This window comes from Rhodoglobus sp. G.S.23 (assembly GCF_056675935.1).
The window spans coordinates 451,500-469,163 of sequence record NZ_CM155237.1 but is presented as its reverse complement, the minus strand read 5'-3'; the positions used below and the strand labels follow the sequence as shown (position 1 = coordinate 469,163).

At 58.7% G+C, this 17,664-nt stretch carries 14 protein-coding genes; 1 reads left to right on the top strand and 13 read right to left on the bottom strand.

Annotation, left to right across the window (positions count from 1 at the left end; all coding sequences use genetic code 11):
• Positions 1–49: 49 nt before the first annotated feature.
• The 9 genes from mmsA to AC1ENN_RS02245 form a co-directional block, all read right to left on the bottom strand.
• On the bottom strand, positions 50–1,579 hold the full coding sequence (mmsA, locus tag AC1ENN_RS02285) for a multiple monosaccharide ABC transporter ATP-binding protein (RefSeq protein ID WP_480406596.1): 1,530 nt from the start codon (positions 1,577–1,579) through the stop codon (positions 50–52).
• Between the two features lie 110 nt (positions 1,580–1,689).
• Positions 1,690–2,811 (bottom strand): multiple monosaccharide ABC transporter substrate-binding protein, encoded by a 1,122-nt coding sequence (gene chvE, locus AC1ENN_RS02280; protein ID WP_480406595.1) that lies wholly within the window; start codon positions 2,809–2,811, stop codon positions 1,690–1,692.
• A 103-nt stretch (positions 2,812–2,914) separates the two neighbouring features.
• Positions 2,915–4,438, bottom strand: a complete 1,524-nt coding sequence (araA, locus tag AC1ENN_RS02275; RefSeq protein ID WP_480406594.1) for an L-arabinose isomerase — start codon at positions 4,436–4,438, stop codon at positions 2,915–2,917.
• A complete protein-coding gene (locus AC1ENN_RS02270; protein ID WP_480406593.1) occupies positions 4,435–5,178 on the bottom strand; it encodes an L-ribulose-5-phosphate 4-epimerase in 744 nt (247 codons plus the stop codon). The genes araA and AC1ENN_RS02270 overlap by 4 nt, the downstream gene beginning before the upstream one ends.
• Positions 5,175–6,842 (bottom strand): ribulokinase, encoded by a 1,668-nt coding sequence (gene araB / locus AC1ENN_RS02265; RefSeq protein ID WP_480406592.1) that lies wholly within the window; start codon positions 6,840–6,842, stop codon positions 5,175–5,177. The genes AC1ENN_RS02270 and araB overlap by 4 nt, the downstream gene beginning before the upstream one ends.
• A 113-nt stretch (positions 6,843–6,955) precedes the next feature.
• Positions 6,956–7,984, bottom strand: a complete 1,029-nt coding sequence (locus AC1ENN_RS02260) for a LacI family DNA-binding transcriptional regulator (protein ID WP_480406591.1) — start codon at positions 7,982–7,984, stop codon at positions 6,956–6,958.
• Positions 7,985–8,116: 132 nt separating this feature from the next.
• On the bottom strand, positions 8,117–8,698 hold the full coding sequence (locus AC1ENN_RS02255; protein ID WP_449648430.1) for a GNAT family N-acetyltransferase: 582 nt from the start codon (positions 8,696–8,698) through the stop codon (positions 8,117–8,119).
• Between the two features lie 94 nt (positions 8,699–8,792).
• Entirely contained in the window at positions 8,793–9,140 is a 348-nt protein-coding gene (locus AC1ENN_RS02250; RefSeq protein WP_449648431.1) for a LysR family transcriptional regulator, read from the bottom strand.
• A 51-nt stretch (positions 9,141–9,191) separates the two neighbouring features.
• On the bottom strand, positions 9,192–9,761 hold the full coding sequence (locus AC1ENN_RS02245) for a GNAT family N-acetyltransferase (RefSeq protein ID WP_480406590.1): 570 nt from the start codon (positions 9,759–9,761) through the stop codon (positions 9,192–9,194).
• Positions 9,762–10,513: 752 nt separating this feature from the next.
• Between AC1ENN_RS02245 and AC1ENN_RS02240 the strand changes: the two genes are divergently transcribed.
• Positions 10,514–14,410 (top strand): P-loop NTPase fold protein, encoded by a 3,897-nt coding sequence (locus AC1ENN_RS02240; RefSeq protein ID WP_480406589.1) that lies wholly within the window; start codon positions 10,514–10,516, stop codon positions 14,408–14,410.
• 57 nt (positions 14,411–14,467) lie between these two features.
• Here the strand turns inward: AC1ENN_RS02240 and AC1ENN_RS02235 are convergent, their stop codons facing one another.
• The 4 genes from AC1ENN_RS02235 to AC1ENN_RS02220 all read right to left on the bottom strand — a co-directional run bounded on the left by AC1ENN_RS02235 (position 14,468) and on the right by AC1ENN_RS02220 (position 17,600).
• Positions 14,468–15,031, bottom strand: coding sequence for a hypothetical protein (locus tag AC1ENN_RS02235; protein ID WP_480406588.1), 564 nt, complete (start codon positions 15,029–15,031; stop codon positions 14,468–14,470).
• A gap of 165 nt (positions 15,032–15,196) precedes the next feature.
• Positions 15,197–15,541 carry a hypothetical protein gene (locus tag AC1ENN_RS02230; RefSeq protein WP_480406587.1) on the bottom strand — a complete coding sequence of 115 codons (345 nt, stop codon included), beginning with the start codon at positions 15,539–15,541 and terminating at the stop codon, positions 15,197–15,199.
• A gap of 59 nt (positions 15,542–15,600) precedes the next feature.
• Complete coding sequence (locus tag AC1ENN_RS02225) at positions 15,601–16,548, bottom strand: GIY-YIG nuclease family protein (RefSeq protein WP_480406586.1); 948 nt, start codon at positions 16,546–16,548, stop codon at positions 15,601–15,603.
• Positions 16,548–17,600, bottom strand: coding sequence for a restriction endonuclease (locus AC1ENN_RS02220; RefSeq protein ID WP_480406585.1), 1,053 nt, complete (start codon positions 17,598–17,600; stop codon positions 16,548–16,550). Before AC1ENN_RS02220 ends, AC1ENN_RS02225 begins: the two co-directional genes overlap by 1 nt.
• Between the last annotated feature and the right edge of the window lie 64 nt (positions 17,601–17,664).

The following is a 17,664-nucleotide window of genomic DNA, read 5'->3' as shown; positions in this document are numbered from 1 at the left end:
TTCGCTGTGCTCCTTGTGAGTGTGAAGGAAGAGTGGATGCCGGGCGCCCTTAGTGGGGCGCCTCCATGGTCATGAGCTTGAGAACCGACTCGGGGGTCGCTTCGGCGATGGGCACTTCGCCCGTGATGCGCCCCTCGGAAATCGCGTAGATGCGGTCGCAGATGCCGAGCAACTCGGGCAGCTCCGACGAGATCACGATGATGCCTTTGCCCTGCGCTGCGAGCTTGTTAATAATCGTGTAGATCTCGTACTTTGCGCCGACGTCAATACCTCGAGTTGGTTCATCCAGAATCAGAACGTCGGGGTCGGCCTGAATCCACTTCGACAGCACAACTTTTTGTTGGTTACCGCCGGAGAGTTTTCCCGCGTGCGCCAGCACTGTCGGCGACTTGATGTTCATGGATGTTCTGTACTCATTGGCGATCTTGAACTCTTCGTTGTCATCGACGAGTCCGAAGCGGGAAAGCTTGCCTAGCGAGGCCATCGAGATGTTGCGCTTAATGTCTTCGATGAGATTGAGGCCGTAAGTTTTGCGATCTTCAGTGGCGTAAGCAATGCCGTTTTCAATTGCCTCGGCGACAGTGCGGGTCTGAATCTCTTTGCCGTATTTGAATACTTTGCCCGTGATGCGCGACCCGTAGGTTCGCCCGAAGAGGCTCATCGCGAACTCGGTACGCCCCGCGCCCATGAGTCCGGCGATACCAACGATTTCGCCTTTCTTGACGTTCAGGTTGATGTTGTCGACGATGACGCGAGTCGAATCTTGCGGATGATGAGCAGTCCAGTTTTCGACCCGCAACACTTCTTCTCCGATGTGCGGAGTGTGATCGGGGTAACGGTGCTCGAGGTCACGCCCCACCATGTCTTTGATGATGCGTTCTTCGCTGACATCCTGTTTGGGGATGGTCTCGATCGCTTTGCCATCGCGGATGATCGTGACGGTGTCGGCGATCTGCTTAATCTCGTTGAGCTTGTGGCTGATGATGATCGACGTAATGCCTTGGCCTTTGAGGTGCACGATCAGATCGAGCAAGTGGGCGGAGTCTTCGTCGTTGAGTGCTGCGGTTGGCTCGTCGAGAATGAGGAGCTTTACCCGTTTGGAGAGTGCTTTCGCGATCTCGACGAGTTGCTGTTTACCAACACCAATGTCGAGCACGCGGGTAGTGGGGCTCTCACTGAGTCCGACCCGCGCGAGCAGTTTTGCGGCTTCGCTGTTGGTCTTGTTCCAGTCGATGAGACCACCAAAACCACGAACCTCATTGTTGAGGAAGATGTTTTCGGCTATCGAGAGATACGGACTCAGCGCCAACTCCTGGTGGATGATGACGATGCCTTTGGCTTCGGAGTCACGGATGTCTCTGAACTCGACAACCTCATCCTCGAAAGCGATGTCGCCGGTATAGGTTCCATGCCCGTACACGCCGGAGAGGACCTTCATCAGAGTGGACTTGCCTGCGCCATTCTCACCGCAGATCGCGTGCACTTCGCCGCGCGCCACTTCGAGGGTGACGTCTTGCAGCGCTTTGACGCCGGGAAAGGACTTCGTAATGGAACGCATTTCCAAGATGTTGGTGCTCACTGGCTTCGGCTTCCTTGTCGAGGGTTCTGATTGAGCGTTGTACGAGTGATGCTGGTGGCGAAGGACACGACCCTCGCCACCAGCAGAATCACTGTGGAATTCGGCTCTCGTTAGAGGCCGAGCTCCTCTGCGGTCCAGTAGCCCGAGTCAACGAGCGTGGATTCAACGTTCTCCTTGACAACCTCGAGAGGCTGGAGGAGGTACGACGGAACAACCTTCTTGCCGTTGTCGTACGTGGTGGTGTCGTTGATCTCTGGCTCATCTCCCCCAAGAACAGCGATCGCCATCTTGGCGGCAACCTTCGCGAGTTCGCGGGTGTCCTTGAAGATGGTCGAGTACTGCTCGCCCGAGAGGATGGCCTTGACGGAGTCAACTTCAGCATCCTGACCCGAAATGATGGGCCATTCGTCGCCGACCGTGTAGCCAGCGTCGGTGAGTGCAGAGATCATTCCGCGTGAGAGTCCGTCATACGGTGAAAGCAGGGCGTTAACCTTGCTGCCATCGGAGTAGTTTGCCGTCAGGATGTCTTCCAAACGGCTCTGAGCGACTTCGCCATCCCAGCGCAGTGTTGCGACGGAGTTGAAGTCAACCTGGCCACTCTTGACAACGAGGGTTCCATCGTCGATCAGCGGCTGGAGAACATCCATTGCACCGTTGAAGAAGAAGGTTGCGTTGTTGTCATCAGGCGAACCAGCGAACAGTTCGATGTTGAACGGTCCGGTCGGTGCACCATCGATGGGCGTTCCATCGAGTTCAGCAAGGCCGAGACCATTGAGCAGGGTGTTTGCCTGCTGCTGCCCAACAAGGAAGTTGTCGAACGTGGCGTAGTAGTTCACATTTTCAGAATCACGAATCAAACGGTCATAAGCGATAACCGGGATCTCACTATCCGCGGCCTGCTGAAGAACGTTCGTCAACGTGGTGCCGTCGATCGCAGCAATGATCAGAGCTGTTGCTCCCTTGGTGATCATGTTTTCGACCTGTGAAACCTGAGTGGGGATGTCGTCTTCTGCGTACTGCAGGTCGACGGTGAAGCCCTCAGCCTCGAGGGTCTCCTTGAGTGCGTTGCCGTCAGCGATCCAGCGTTCGGATGACTTGGTTGGCATTGCAACACCGATTAGTCCGGCGTCACCGCCGCCCGTCGATCCGTCGCCTGCCGCCGAGCACGCTGAGAGTCCAAGCACAAGCACAGTCGCTGCGGCGAGCAGCGTACCGATTTTTCTCTTCTTCACTGTGTTTCCTTTCAATGGGACACCGTTGTCTGTTCTATTGCGCGCGATCCGGCTTCAGCGACGAAGCGCAGACCCTTTCCGAGACGGGTCTCGGCAAGTTGAGTTACATTCCCTGAGCCAGCCGGTAGTAGGCCGCATTCCAGCGGACCTCTTTCTGGAACTCGCGGAGGGTTGTGCTCTCGTCAATGACGAGAAGTTCAGTTCCGGCCATTTCGGCCCAGTCTCGAAAGACCTCGATGTCAACGGCGGTCGACATCACCGTGTGGTGGGCTGCGCCGGCGATGAGCCACGCGGCAGCCGATGTTGCGAAGTCGGGGGCCGGCTTCCAGACGGCGCGACCGACGGGCAGGTTGGGCATCGGGGCATCCAGCGGTACGTTTTCGACGACATTGGCTACGAGGCGGAAGCGGTCACGCATGTCACTGAGAGCGACAACCACGGCGGGGCCGCTGTCGGCGGTGAAGACTAAACGAACGGGGTCATCCTTGCCACCGATACCCAAGGGGTGGATCTCGAGGCTGGGCTTTGAGGTCGTGAGGCTCGGGCTCACCTCAAGCATGTGAGCGCCAAGGATTTTCTCTTCGCCGGGAGTGAGGTGGTAGGTGTAGTCCTCCATGAGGCTTGCACCGCCGGGAAGCCCAGCGCCCATGACGTTGGCGACGCGCACCAGAATGGCGGTCTTCCAGTCACCCTCGGCACCGAACCCATAGCCATCGGCCATGAGACGCTGCACTGCGAGACCGGGCAGTTGCTTGAGCTGGCCTAAGTCTTCGAAGCTTGTCGTGAAGGCCGAGAATCCGCCTTCCTCAAGGAATGAGCGCAACCCGAGCTCGATTGCAGCACCGTCGCGCAGTGACTGATGGCGGTCTCCTGAAACACGCAACTCTGGCGCCACGTTATAGCTGGCGTAGTACTCGGCAACGAGGTCGTCGACGTCTGTGTCAGAAACGGCGGCGACCGCATCGGCCAACTCGTTTACGCCCCACGTATTCACTTGAACACCGAACCGCAGCTCGGCCTCTGTTTTATCGCCTTCGGTAACAGCGACGTAGCGCATGTTGTCGCCGAAGCGCGCGAGCTTGAGGGAACGACTCGCGGCCCATCCGGCAGCGGCGCGCGACCAGGTTGCGATGCTCGACAGCACCACAGGGTTGGAGACGTGACCAACAACGGTCTTGCGAGCAACGCCGAGTCGCGACTGAATGTAGCCAAACTCCCGATCACCGTGGGCCGCCTGATTGAGGTTCATGAAGTCGAAATCGATGTCGGCCCATGGCAGTTCAACGTTCGCCTGGGTGTGCAGGTGCAGGAGGGGCTTGCGCAAGGCATCGAGGCCCGCGATCCACATCTTGGCTGGGCTGAAGGTGTGCATCCACGCGATTACGCCGATGACATTGTCGGCAGCATTGACCTCAAGAGCGGTACGGCGGATGGCGTCCGAGCCCTTCAATACCGGCTTCCACACAATCGTGACGGGTACATTCGCGGCGGCACTCAGCGCGTCAGCGACAGCACGACTCTGCTCGGCGACCTGCGCCAGAGTCTCTTCGCCGTATAGCTCTTGGCTTCCGGTGAGAAACCACACTTCATAGCTGGCGAGGTTGGGGGTAATGCTGCGGTTGCTCACAGTGAGGCGGCCTTTCCGTCGGTGGGGGTAGCGGCGAGGGCGCCCTGCGGGGCCTGTCCGTAAACGTTTTGGTAGCGGTCGAAGAGCGAGTCGATCGCGTTCGGGGCGATCGAAACAAGCTCGCCACCTTGGCGTGCAATGTGCACGGTGCGGGCGACATCCTCCACCATCACGGCTGCTTTGACAGCGTCGCGGGCGCTCAAGCCAATCGTGAATGGTCCATGGTTCTGCATGAGCACGGCACGTGAGCGATGTCCGGTGAGGGTCTCCACAACGCCCCGGCCTATGGAATCGTCACCGATCACCGCGAAGGGGCCGATCGGAATCTCGCCACCAAACTCATCCGCCATTGCGGTGATCACGCAGGGGATCGCTTCGCCTCGCGCCGCCCAGGCTGTCGCGTAGGTGGAGTGAGTGTGCACGACTCCCCCAACCTCGGGCATTTCGCGGTAGATGTAGGCGTGCGCGGCAGTGTCGCTCGACGGTGCACGATCCGAACCGGGAGTGTCAGGGATGATGTTGCCATCGAGGTCGCACAGGATCATGTTCTCTGGCGAGAGTTCGTCATAGGAGACACCGCTCGGCTTAATGACGAGAAGGTCGGCGCCGGGCACTCGTGCCGAAACGTTGCCGCCCGTCCAGACGACGAGACCGTAGCGCGTGAGCTCGGAGTGCAAGGCCGCCACTTCATCGCGAATACGCGCGATCGCGACCTGAACTTCTGGGCTAAAGGTGATCATGCGAGTGCCTCCCGACGGATGCTTTTGAGGCGCCGCATCACATCGTTGCCTCCGCGCCCGAAGTAGTCGTGCAGCGTGCGGTATTCGGCATAGAGAGCGTCGTAAGCATCAGCGGATGCCGCATTCGGTGTGTACTTCGCTGTTTCCACTTTGCCCATGGCTTCGCCAGCGACTACGACGTTCTCGTAGGCTCCGGCAGCTACGGCCGCGTGAATCGCGGAGCCGAGTGCCGGGCCTTGTTCGCTCGCGATCGTGGAGATGGGCATCCGCAGCACGTCACTGTAGATCTGCATGAGCACCGGGTTGCGCAGTAGTCCGCCGGCCACGATGAACTCGGTTACGGGAACGCCGTGGGCGTTGAACGTTTCGACGATTGTTCGGGTGCCGAATGCGGTTGCTTCGAATAGTGCTCGGTAGATCTCTTCGGCTCGGGTAGCGAGGGTGGCACCGAAGACGACGCCGCTGAGTTCGGTGTCGACGAGCACTGAGCGGTTGCCACCGTGCCAGTCGAGGGCAACGAGGCCGTGCCCTCCGACGGGTTGGTCGGCGATCAGGTTGGTGAGATGTTCGTGGATGCTCACGCCTGCGCTCTTGGCGTCATCGAAGTAGCGCGCTGGCACCTGATTGTCGACGTACCAGGCGAAAATATCGCCGACACCGGACTGGCCGGCTTCGTAGCCGTAGAGTCCGGAGACGATTCCGCCATCGACGACTCCACACATTCCGGGAACCTCAGTAAGCACGTCGGAGTTCATGACATGACAGGTTGAGGTGCCCATGATGGCGACCATCTGGCCGGGGCGGGTTGCACCCGCTGCTGGGGCCGTGACATGAGCGTCGACGTTGCCGACGGCGACGGCGATGCCCGCTGGCAATCCTGTCCACGCAGCAGCTTCTGCCGTGAGGGTGCCTGCCGCCTTGCCAAGCTGGCCAAGCTCGTGACGGACTTTGTCATCCGCAAAGCTTTCGAACGCAGGGTTGAGCGCGGCGAGGAACTCGCGACTCGGGTATTCGCCGTCCTGCAGAATGCCTTTGTAACCGGCAGTGCAGGTGTTGCGAACGTAGCGACCAGAGAGCTGCCAGACGATCCAGTCGGCTGCTTCGACCCAGTGGTCCATGAGTTCGTAGAGCTCGGGATCTTCTTCGAGCAGTTGGAGGCCCTTGGCAAATTCCCACTCGCTTGAAATCAGACCGCCATAGCGAGGAAGCCACGTCTCGCCTCGTTCAGCGGCCAACTCATTGATGCGGTCGGCGTGGGGTTGAGCTGCGTGATGCTTCCACAGCTTCACGTAGGCGTGGGGGCGGTCGGCAAATTGGGCAACCTCGTTGAGCGGGGTTCCGTCGGCCAGCGTGGGAATCATCGTGCAGGCGGTGAAGTCGGTGGCGATTCCGATCACCTGCGCGGAATCGATGCCGGCTGCCGCAATCGCTGCGGGAATCGCGTTCTTGAGCACATCGACGTAATCGGAGGGAACCTGAAGCGCCCACTCTGGTGGGAGAACCGCGCCAGAACTGGCGAGGGTGGAATCCATGACTGAGTGCGAGTAGGCGTGAACTCCGGTGCCCAGTTCGGCTCCATCGGAGACCCTCACGACTACGGCACGGCCTGACAGCGTTCCGAAGTCGACTCCGACCACATAGCGGTCGCTGAGGGAAATACTCACTTCGGACTCCGTTGTCTAGATGGCACATCTTAATGTGACCGTTCACATTGTGATCGCCATGCTACATGTGAAACGGTCACATTTGTCAAGTAATGAATGTCACCATCTGATAACTAGACCCGCGCGGTGGACTCTCGCACGATCAGTTCTGGCAGAACGATGCCATCATCGACCGCTGTCTCGCCTCGCAATCCCGCCAAAAGCAAAGAAATCGCTCGCCGGCCAATCTCGGGAAAATTCTGCCGCACGGTCGTGAGCGGCGGAAAGAAGTGGGCAGCTTCGGGAATGTCATCGAAACCGACAACACTAATGTCATGGGGAATACTCAGCCCGACATCTCGACACGCGTGCATGAATCCCAACGCCATCTGGTCGTTGCTTGCAAAGACCGCGGTGAAATCGCGGGATCGCAGCAGCTCAAGACCTGCATAGTATCCAAAGTGTGCGCTCCAGTCGCCCAGGATCGGCGCCCGGGTTCGGAGTCCTGCTGCATTGATTTCATCCAAGAAACCCTGCATGCGCGCTTCGGCTTCGAGCCAGTCTTGGGGGCCAGAGAGGTGCATGATTTCGGTGTGCCCAAGGTCGATCAGGTGTCGCGTTGCGAGGCGTGCGCCGGCTTGCTGGTCGACGGACATGCTGTGCCGGTGCTCGTCAACCTGGTTGGCATGCAGTGCAACGAAGGGCACCGTCAGCGACAGCTCTCGCACGGCATCGAGTGCTCGCGACTGTGGCGTGACGAAGACGATCGCTTCCACTGACTGACTCATCAGATAGTCGAGCCCTGCCTTGATTGCGTGGCGATCGTTAGACGTAATGTTTGTGATGCTCAGCCGATAACCGGCCTCACGTGCTGCAACTTCGATCGCTTGAATTGTCGTCGCTGGCCCAAAGTGGTGCGACTGCTGTGCCAACACCCCGATGGTGCGGGTGCGGCTCGTGACCAAGGTTCGGGCGGCCTGGTTGGGTCGATAACCCAACTCGTCGATGGCTTCTTGCACACGCTGCCGTGTTGAATCGCGGATGCTCGGGCTGTCGTTCAGCACTCGCGAGACGGTCTGGTATGAAACGCCGGCCAGGCGAGCGACGTCACGGATGTTCGGAGCGCGAAGCTTTTCCGACTTCATCCCGCTGAGTGATTCCATGACCGCCATCCGCGCTCAACCACTGAGCGCAGTCACCATTATGCATGGCGGTCCAGATTCATACGGCACAATCAACGCCCGGTCGGCGTGTGACCTTGGGCCAGACCGATTCCACAGAAAGCCAGTGGCTCCCTACAGGGCTGCAGTTCGCGGCCCATTCGTACCGACGAAAATGGTGCGGTCTGCGGCACCAGGCAGCGGATGCAGGTCTAGCTTGTGCGCGAGCGCAATTGACGCAGCGTTCGACGGATGCACGACCGCTACGAGCAGGAGCGCCTCAATATTGGCACTCACATAGTCGAGCACTGAACGCAGCGCTTCGTAGGCGAACCCTTTGCCTTGATGTTCGGGATGAATGATCCAACTAATTTCGAGGCAGCGTGCGGCTGCCGAGACTGACCGCAGCTGCATTCCGACATCTCCGATCAGTTCGCCGTTGTGCTCGATAGCGATCGCAAGATAGTCGTCAATGTTTCGGAGTCGCGTATTGCGCGTTCGGCGCTTGAGGTGGCGCAGCGATGCACGACGAGTGCGTTGGGGCCACGCCGTGTATTTGCTCACTCCGGGTGCCGAGTGCATCTCGTACCAGCTCTCGGCATCCGCCAGGCGGTGGGGGCGGAGTAGTAGCCGCGGGGTGTGCATTACGGGCGCGTCAACAGCCACACCGATGGAGGGCCCCCGCAGGAGTCGAAACCGAGCATCACTTTCGGGCATGAACCTACCGGATCAATGGGGAGTGCAATGAACTAGAGAAGAAAAACGCGGTGCTGACTGAATTCTGACACAGTGCGCCCCACTATCTGGTTCACTAGCGCGATTGGCGTCTCTTACCGGGCTTTGACTGCCCCTTGACGGCTGGCGCGCGACCTTTACCCTTTGATGCTTTGGCTTTGCCGCCCGGTTTTGCGGCCGACGCCGCAGCCGACTTCGCTGACTTGTCGAGTTGGCGTTCCGCATCCACCAGAAACGCTTCCCCTTCGGGGGTGAGTTGGGTTGTGCTGGCGGAAGAATCGAACAGCGGGTAGCCCAATTGCGCTTCAAGAGACCTGATGGCGGTGATCAGGCTTGAGCGCGGCACACCAAGTGAGCGTGCGGCGTGCGCGAAATGCAGTAGGTGCCCTGCGGCAACGAACTGTTTGAGCAGAGTGTGGTCCATTACCTTCAGAGTAGGCGATCAGGCCGCATACGGTGACAAGGGCTGTCGCTGCTACTTCGCGGCAAGCCCTGTTGAAACGAAAATTATTTCGCCGTCACGACCATCAAAGGGAGTGAAGCCCAGCTTCGTGGCGAGCGCCATCGATGCCGTATTGGTGGGGTGAACGAGTGCATATATTACGCGGGCTTCGAGGCGGGTAAAGGCCAGCTCGAGCATCGCCTGGGCGGCCTCGAACGCGAAGCCGTGGCCTTGGGAGTCTTGATGCAGAATCCAACTAATTTCGGCAGATCGGGTGACTGTTTCGACAGACCTGAGGTGCAAAGAAACGTCACCAATGAGGATGCCGTCGTGTTCGATCGCGAGCGCCAAGAAATCGTCGGCTTGCTTCAGCAACACATGGTGGGTGCGGTTTTTGAGGTGGCGTCGGGACTCTTCGCGAGTGCGCTCAGGCCAGGACGTGAATGCGCGCACTTGGGGGTCGGATTGGATCTCGAACCAGCGCTCGCTGTCGGCCAGAGAAAATGGGCGCAACGTCAGTCGTTCGGTGTGGATGGTGGGGGCTTCAACGGGAACGGGAAGCGAAGGCCCACGCAGCAGTCGTGGGCGTGTGATGCCGAACATGGTTATCGACCCCGGTTGTTGTTGAGCGGCCGCGAGACCACGTGGCCCAATGTATTTCGCATTGTCGCTAAACCTAACAGCACCAATTTCGATGGCACTGCGTAAAACGCCGTATCGAAGCCCTGAACGTGCAGGCTGTTGCGCCTCGTTCTTTGTTGTGGGGGTTTCATTCTATTGGAAAAGCCCTGATCAGACATCGTCTAATCGCACGGCGATCCGACTGATTCCAGGCTAAGCGCCGAAATATTCCAGCAACCGCCGTTCCTCTAGAGCATGGGCGAAGCATCCACTGTGGTGATCGTGGCGTGAGACGCATGCTGCGGGTCCAGCAGCTCACCGTCAGATACTCCTTCCGTCTATCGGTCACAGGAACCATTGGCTAATCTCCGCATACCCTCCCGACCGAATGCTGGGTGAGGCGGCCATGTCTGACGTTGACGTCGCGCTAAGACCTACATTTCTTGTGGTGAACATCGGCGAACTCGAAGTGGAGCGATGTGATGATCCTGAACTAGCAAGAGACCGCTGTTAGTTTGAACGCATTGCGAGCGTTGGCCCAAGCCGTGTGCGCTTTCGTACGTTGTTCCGCTGTCGATTTTGTCTCGGCCACGATGAGGGCAATATCGTGACAGCTAAGGAGAATCGACGGTGTCACCACGCGATAGAAGGGGAACGCGGGGAAATCTCGCTATTTTCGAATCTCGGCGGCGTGGATTGACTCGTCCCCCACCTGGTCACGCCACAATGGCTGGGTGAGTGAATCGAACCCAACAGAATCAACCACTAGTACAACTTGGTACTTAGACGATGTCCCCGTTAAGAATCCGGATGGAGATTCATTCGGCCACGCAGACGTTGCAAGCAACCTAGCCGCGATGATTACGACGAACCGTCGCGGCCGGCTACTAGTGGGGCTATTTGGCCCTTTCGGCGTCGGCAAGAGCACTGTCATCGAGCTGCTGAGGCATGACCTCACTGGCAGGTACCGCACTCTTCGGCTTTCCGCAGAGCGCCATGAGAAGCCCGGCTTCCACCGGTCCTTTGTTTTTTCCTTCGCTGAGGCACTACAGGATTCGAAACCAAGCCTTAGAAAGGAGATCGAAGCAGAGTTGGAAAGCCTCCACTATTCCTCGTCGTCCACGTACCTCGACTTCTCAATGTCGCCCGCGGCCAGGATCACCAGAACGGTTCTCGCATCATTTGCAGGCAACACCGCGAGGCGCGCGCTGATATGGACGGCAATCGCAGCATCCGTTGTCGTCGTGTTGTTCGCAGTGCTCGCGCTGATCGGCCTTGATCCGATCCAGCACGTATTTTCCTGGATTCTCAGCCTAGGAGCAACTATTGGTGGCGCGGCACTATTCTCAATCATTTGGAGCCTTTTGCAGGAGTCTCTCGCTGGGCCCTCATCCAAGGCGTTCACTCCTGGAAGTTCAAATCGGACAAAACCGCGAGTAGAGGCTGCGGACGAACATGAACGCGTCTTCGCTCGACTTGTGGAACTCGTGGACGAAAAGCTGATTATCGCGATCGATGACATCGACAGGATGGCGTCTGGCGATGTTCTGGAAGCGTTGAACGCGATCCGAAGCTTTCAACTGACGTGTCGGCGGAATCAACCCGTATTTATTGTGGCCGTCGACGAAGTAGTGATCGCGGAAGCGATCAAGAGTTCACGCCCTGCGCTTGCTGGCGCGACTGACGACCCCGAATCTGCGGTTCACGCTTACCTAGATAGGCTATTCACCCAGCGGCAGTACATGCCCCCGCACGCGCAGGGTGACCTGAAGGATTTCGCTCAAGCCCTCATGGTCAGAGAGAACCATATTGGCATCAAGCGTTTCGGAACAGAATTGAATCGGCTGCTACAGGTACTCATCCACGGACAGGTGAAAGACCCGCGCCACGTCATCAGACTCATTAACGCATTCTTCGGCGACCTACGCCTCGCTGATCAACGAGAAAACAGACTAGGCCCACGCTCAATGCGGTCGGGAGAAGTTACGGGCCAACCACTCGTCCTCGCTCGTCTCACTGTCCTGAAAGTGGACTTTCCTGAGGTGTATCGCGAGCTGTCCCGCAACACCGCGTCTCTAAGCGCTCTTGAGGGCGAAGCAGTCGGTAGAGATATCGGGAATGAGCTGGCCTTTCTCGCTAGCAGCTATGGAGAACAAGGACTAGAGCATCCTCGACATCAGGATGCGCGAGCGTACATCGCTCGGACCGCCGGAGCCGTACCGATGGCCGACGACCTCCTCTCGTTCATCTACCTAGGTCAAGATGAAATTGACCGCACCGTTGGCAGTCGTCAAGCAATGGAAATTCGTCGACTTTTGAGCAATGGGCTACAGGCAGATTTCCAAGCGTTCCTCAGCGAGCTAGACGAGACTGACAATGAAAAGGTCCTCGGCGTCGGTGCGCTGGCCAGGGGAATCGCGGCCGGGCTTAACGGCATAGAGCTAGACAACGCTATTGGGACTCTGGTCGCATCCACCACGGTGCTGCCAGAGATCCTGCGTGAAGTTATATCTGAAACGGTGGCCGTCAACATCCGTCGGAGCCCCAACGCAGCGGCCGATGTGAACGGGCTCATCGATCTGCTTTCTTACTCCCCAATCGACCTGTACCGCGAAAACTTGCTGCAACGTCTCACTCATCCAAGTCCTGACGTCAATTCCGCTGAATGGTACGCGTCCGTGCTCGAACGACGTGGAATGCTTGCGCTCTCGGCACCCCTGGCTTCGAAACTGACAACAGCTCTCCAAGAAGAGATCGACCGACTTCGCCAGGCCGGCGACACCGCTAGCTTCGAATCACTGGCTGGCCCGCTTAGCCTCCCTTTCAACGCCGATCTTGCTCGGGCTGGCGCTCTGGCTTCTCTTCAACGTCTGGCCTCTTCTGAAGAAGACATCAGCGCCGCAAGCAGCGAATTTCTTATCTCCATGATGAAGTCTGCAGTCCCACAGCTTGAACTACCGGAAATCATAAAACCGCTGACGAAGCTAGTCGCAGCGAACCCCGCGTCGATGGCCAGTAGGGCGTCTGTGACGGCAGCAGCAAGCCTTTCCCTAAATGATGCGCAGTCACTTGCCACGTTCTCATCCAAATTCTGTTCGACTGTACTTATCGACGGAGTTTTCAGCGACGGGGTCGATGAAGAGCTATTTTCGCGAGCTGCACCCCTCTTGATTGCCGCCGTGAGTAAGGCGACCACCTACAGCAGTGGGGAGGGAGCAGAGAGAGTCACTGTTCCTTCGCGAATCGCGTCGCTCCTTGCAAGCACCATCGATCAATTCAGCACGATTAACCAGTTCACGCAAGAACTTTTGGTGGAGCTTGCAGCACACGCGCCCAACACGCTGGCACCTGCAACCGCACAGGTAGTTGAAAGCTGGCTAAGTCACCCCGAATTTCATGCTGATCTCATGGGTGTTTTGCTGAGCAACCTCGGTCAATTGCCAGACGACCAGACATCCTCCTTGATCGAAGCAATAGGTACCGGCCTAGTGTCAGATGATGAAAATCCCCGCGCTTCGGCGATGAGCCTTCTTCCAGGCGCGCTCCGCGCGGAAAACGGAGATGTCCACGGGACCGCGCTTGCTGCTTCCCTGACTGCCTCCCTAGCTGGCCGCCAGCTCATCCGGCCGCGCCTTGACGCTATTTTGGTCGTAATGTCGAATGCCTCGCTCCCCAATGAAACCGAAAACCAGATAATCGCGGCTTGTAACGCCAACTTGATCCCGCACGGCGGCGAGTCCCGCGCCAGCGCGCTCAGCTTCCTCGCGGAAGCGCCTTGGTCTACCGAAATCATGCTCGCCGCCTTATCGGCAATTGAGCCCTATGAGACGGAGCTGACTCGTGATGATCGCTTGGCTCTCTTGGCTCGGCTCAAAGTTGTCGTGCCTGGAAATCTGCCCGCAGTCTTTTTGGCGTCGCTGGAGAACGTCGTTCGCGAGCTATTGGCGTCACCGGAGTCACGCGAACGCCTGCATGCGCTGAGCGCCCTGGGACACCTTTCCACTGCCATTGATGTGGCAATCGCCGTGCACGTCGGCAAGGAAGCGTCAAGTGCATTCATTGGTCTCCTCACCGACGCTAGCGATGAACTCATCGAATCGATGCTCAACGCCCTGATGCGCGAAATCGAAAACCTTGCTTCCGGGAACGGCCAAACTGTGGCCGTTCTCATGCAAGCGGCGAATCCGAGCGCTTACCTGAAGGCCATACAAGTCCACCTGCAGTCACAAGTGACAAACCACGAGCTTAAAGAAGAGACAAACGTCTGGGCAGAAGTACTCGCGTGCTTGCCGGACGAACACTTCGAAACCGTCGCGGAGGTCATTTCCAAAGCGTGGCAAGGATCGGTCGCGGACGTGCGTGCAACGCTAGCCCCTGGTGCGACAATCGCCGTAATTCCTGCATTCGATCGTGTACTCGCTCCACACGTCGACTCAGCGTTGCGACGATGGATCTTGGACGAACCCAACGCCACAGCGAGCCGCGACATTGCATCAATCGCGGCGATGGGCACAGCTTGCGCAAATGCGGCAAAGTCACAGGTAGGACGCAAAAAACGCGGACCACAAAAGCCGCCGCCCGCTAAAGCCGCCTTCAAGTCAGCTCACGCTGCCTTGAATAGGCCCGCCTAAAACGAAAACAGGCCATTGCCCGAAGGGCCTGAATCTGAAACCGGCCGATAAAAGCCGTTATGTCACCGGAGCGCTGTCTTGGCCAGAAACGTAACGTTCCGTCTTAGCCAACCACCGGTCGAACGCGAGAAGGCGCATCTTTGGAGCGTTTTTCACCGGAGCGTCGCGCCACTCCCGGATGACGTCCAGCGCCATCCCCACGTACTCGATCGCGTACTCATTCCAGCGATGGTTGTACTCAGAAAGCTCCTCCTGCTCCCGAGGAGATCGCAGGTCGGCCCACGACACTCCGCCAACCGCCTCTCCCAGCGCGGAACGGAGACTCTGTTTGAGGTGCCGAAAACTCGTCGGGGTTCGGTACCTCGCGTCTTCGATCGCGTCGTAGGCGACGACCACCGCAGCTTTCCAGGGCTCGACGTCGCGATTTTGCTGCACGCCACGTAAGAGATCTCTCAGCGTCATGAAAGCGGAAACCAATTCTTCTGCCGAATCCCGCCGAAATCGACTCGCTTCTGCCCGCTCAGCATGGGCCACCCCCAGCCGTGCACTGAAATACGCGCCAGCAGCAGCGGCCAGCGCTGGCGGCAACACTGCGAGAATCCACGAGAGATCGATTGTCATGCCCCGAGTATTCACTACGGCACCGACAGCGCCGCCCGACGGTACAGCTCGTCATGTCTGCCACTGATCTTCCTGGCCCGACGGGCAGTCCCGTCAATGCGAAGAAAGTTAGCGGTCAACGCCCTGCAATCAAAGGCTCATGTCAGGCCCAAGCGCGGGTAAGGCTCAGAGAGGAGTCACGCAGCAACCGTCACAGCTATGGTCGGAAACGTCTCGCCCCAAGCGGGCGTTGAAGGCCACATCGTCCGGGTCGGGGTGCCCGATGCCGTGTGGGCAGAGCCGTTCCGCAGTTCGTTTTCGTTCTCGCCAGTCAATCTGCCAAGTAACCATGTGGTGTGCGCTTGGGTTGTGCACCCAACAGTTGGTGCCCACGCAAAGGTTGGCGCGGTGAACCTTGGTCAAGATTCCTCCCCGCACCGACACGAGATCGCCGCTGGCTAGGTCGCGGGCGGCCGCGGCCATGCTCGCGCGCTCCGGGGAGGCGGACTCGGCGGCATTCTCTTCGGTCATGATCTAGACGTTAGCGACACCGTCCGACAACACCGAATGGGTTCCTGCGCTGAAGCCCTTTACTCGATGTGAGTAGCGCCACGAAGGATGTTTCCATCCGGCAGCCCGCGTTCGCGCCTCCACTGCTCGAAGAGGCGCCGGCTTGTGAGCTGTGACCACCCGAGCACGCCCGGCTCGCCGAATATATCTACTGGGCTGGACGAGGTCCTCCAATAGTCGCCGGTGCGCCCATCAACGATCAAGGGTCCGGGCCCCAGCAGAAGTTCACCGGAACTCGGCTGAGTGTCGATCTGCCACCCATAGCGGCGCGGTCGGACTCTCCACGCGACTGACTCCGGGGCCACGTCGGGGGCCACTTCTGCATATTCGTCAAAGTGCCCAATGATGAAGCTAAGGACGTCTTGCAGAACGGGTAGGCGTTGAGAGGGCACTTTGTCCGTGTACGTTTTCGCTTGGCTGGCCAGTACCGCCCGGGCTGCCGAAAGCATCCGAGAAGGGTTCGGAACATCCTTGAGATTCAACGGAGGCTCTAGCCGCGCCAAGACCGCCCGTTCGGCGAGAACCAAACTCGAAATGCTGTCGGGCGCAGCCCAAACCGCGATTCGTAGATTCGCCCACATCCATTCAGTTAGTCGCTCATCACCGCTGTGTTCGAGCGCGAAGTTCGCGAAACGGCTCGGCTTCACCAGGTTCCGAGGAACCGCGGCGAGTTCAAGTGAGTCTCGCAACAAGGCCGCTAATGAGCGCCGCAGGGTCGAGCTGCCGGTCTTGCCGGTCATGAAATGAGTGCCGAGATCACGGGATGCAAGGCTACGTTCCGCCTTGCCCACATAAAGTGGCCCGTCACGCCATCCGATGCCTAGCTCGCCCCACGCTCCCTTCGGGGCGTAGAGCGCATAGAGCCCTCGTCTGTTCGGCACATGCTCTGGCGCTTCGGCGATAGGTACTGTCGCGCCGCTGAGCGCACGAAGCGCATCAACGAGGTCAGCGGCGGCAACGTTGAACATTAGTCCGCCAGCATCCACACGTGCTTCAGCGGAAGGCGTGTACGTGTGTCTTCCGATAGGCGATCGTAGGTGCGAAGAACGGCGCTAACGATATCTGCCGACTCCCAAACACGAATGCTGAGCTGGCGGCCTTTGAGCGAATCACGCGCTGGTTTGGACACACCACCCCATGCAACGAGCAACCCCTGATCGGCACCCTGCGCACTCATCACACCTTGGAGTTGATGAACGACTGGGTCGCCGACCTGCGAGCCCGATTTCACTTGAACGATGATTCGTGGTGAATCCAGCCCGAGCACTCCTTTACCGGCAATCACGTCAATTCCGCCGTCAGGTCCAGGCGGGGCCTGCATGCAAAGGAATCCTTCAGCTTCCAAAATCTCGGTGACAAGCGTTGCTAGGCCGTGGCCGGCGAACTCCTCTTCGATCTTTGCTGTGATGCGGTCAAGAGCGATCTCGTCGATATCGGCGTGCAACTCCGGCTCGTCTACATCGTCGTCGAGCAGGAGATTGTTGTCCGCGCCCGTTGTAACGGCTGGGTTCATAAATGGCACTTGGCCTGGGTCCGCGCCCTTGTCCATCAGCGCACACAACCTCTCGAACGCATGATTCTTCGACGGGGCGAAAACAGACAGCGCACTACCCAGTGAGAAGAGTAGATCCTGTTTCACCGCGGCCCTAGGCAGGTCAGTCACCTTCCAATCGACCCTCACGACGTGACGGCGTTCTGGGTCGACTTCATCAGCTAGGTACTCGTACCCGGTAGTGACTTTGCCGATTGCGATGCGTTTGGTCGTCTTGAGGGGCATCACCATGAGGTCGCCCGGTGCGATGCGGCCGCGGATTGCCCACATTTGTCCGGTGCGGTTAGCGAGGGCTCCATCGCTGGCGTCGGTGTATACCTTGGCCAGAGCTGCGCTGACCTCCTCGCGTGTGCTGAACTCGGTCAGGTCGGGGATCTCGCCCCAGCCAGCACCCGAGTAACCATGCTCAAGCGCCCACGCATCACGCTCTCCATATCGACCCGCTCTTACAACCCACGCAACGCTCATTTGGTTCCCATCCAAATCGTCCCGAGTTTCGGGACTTCATTTCACTTATTTCAAAAACTGCTAT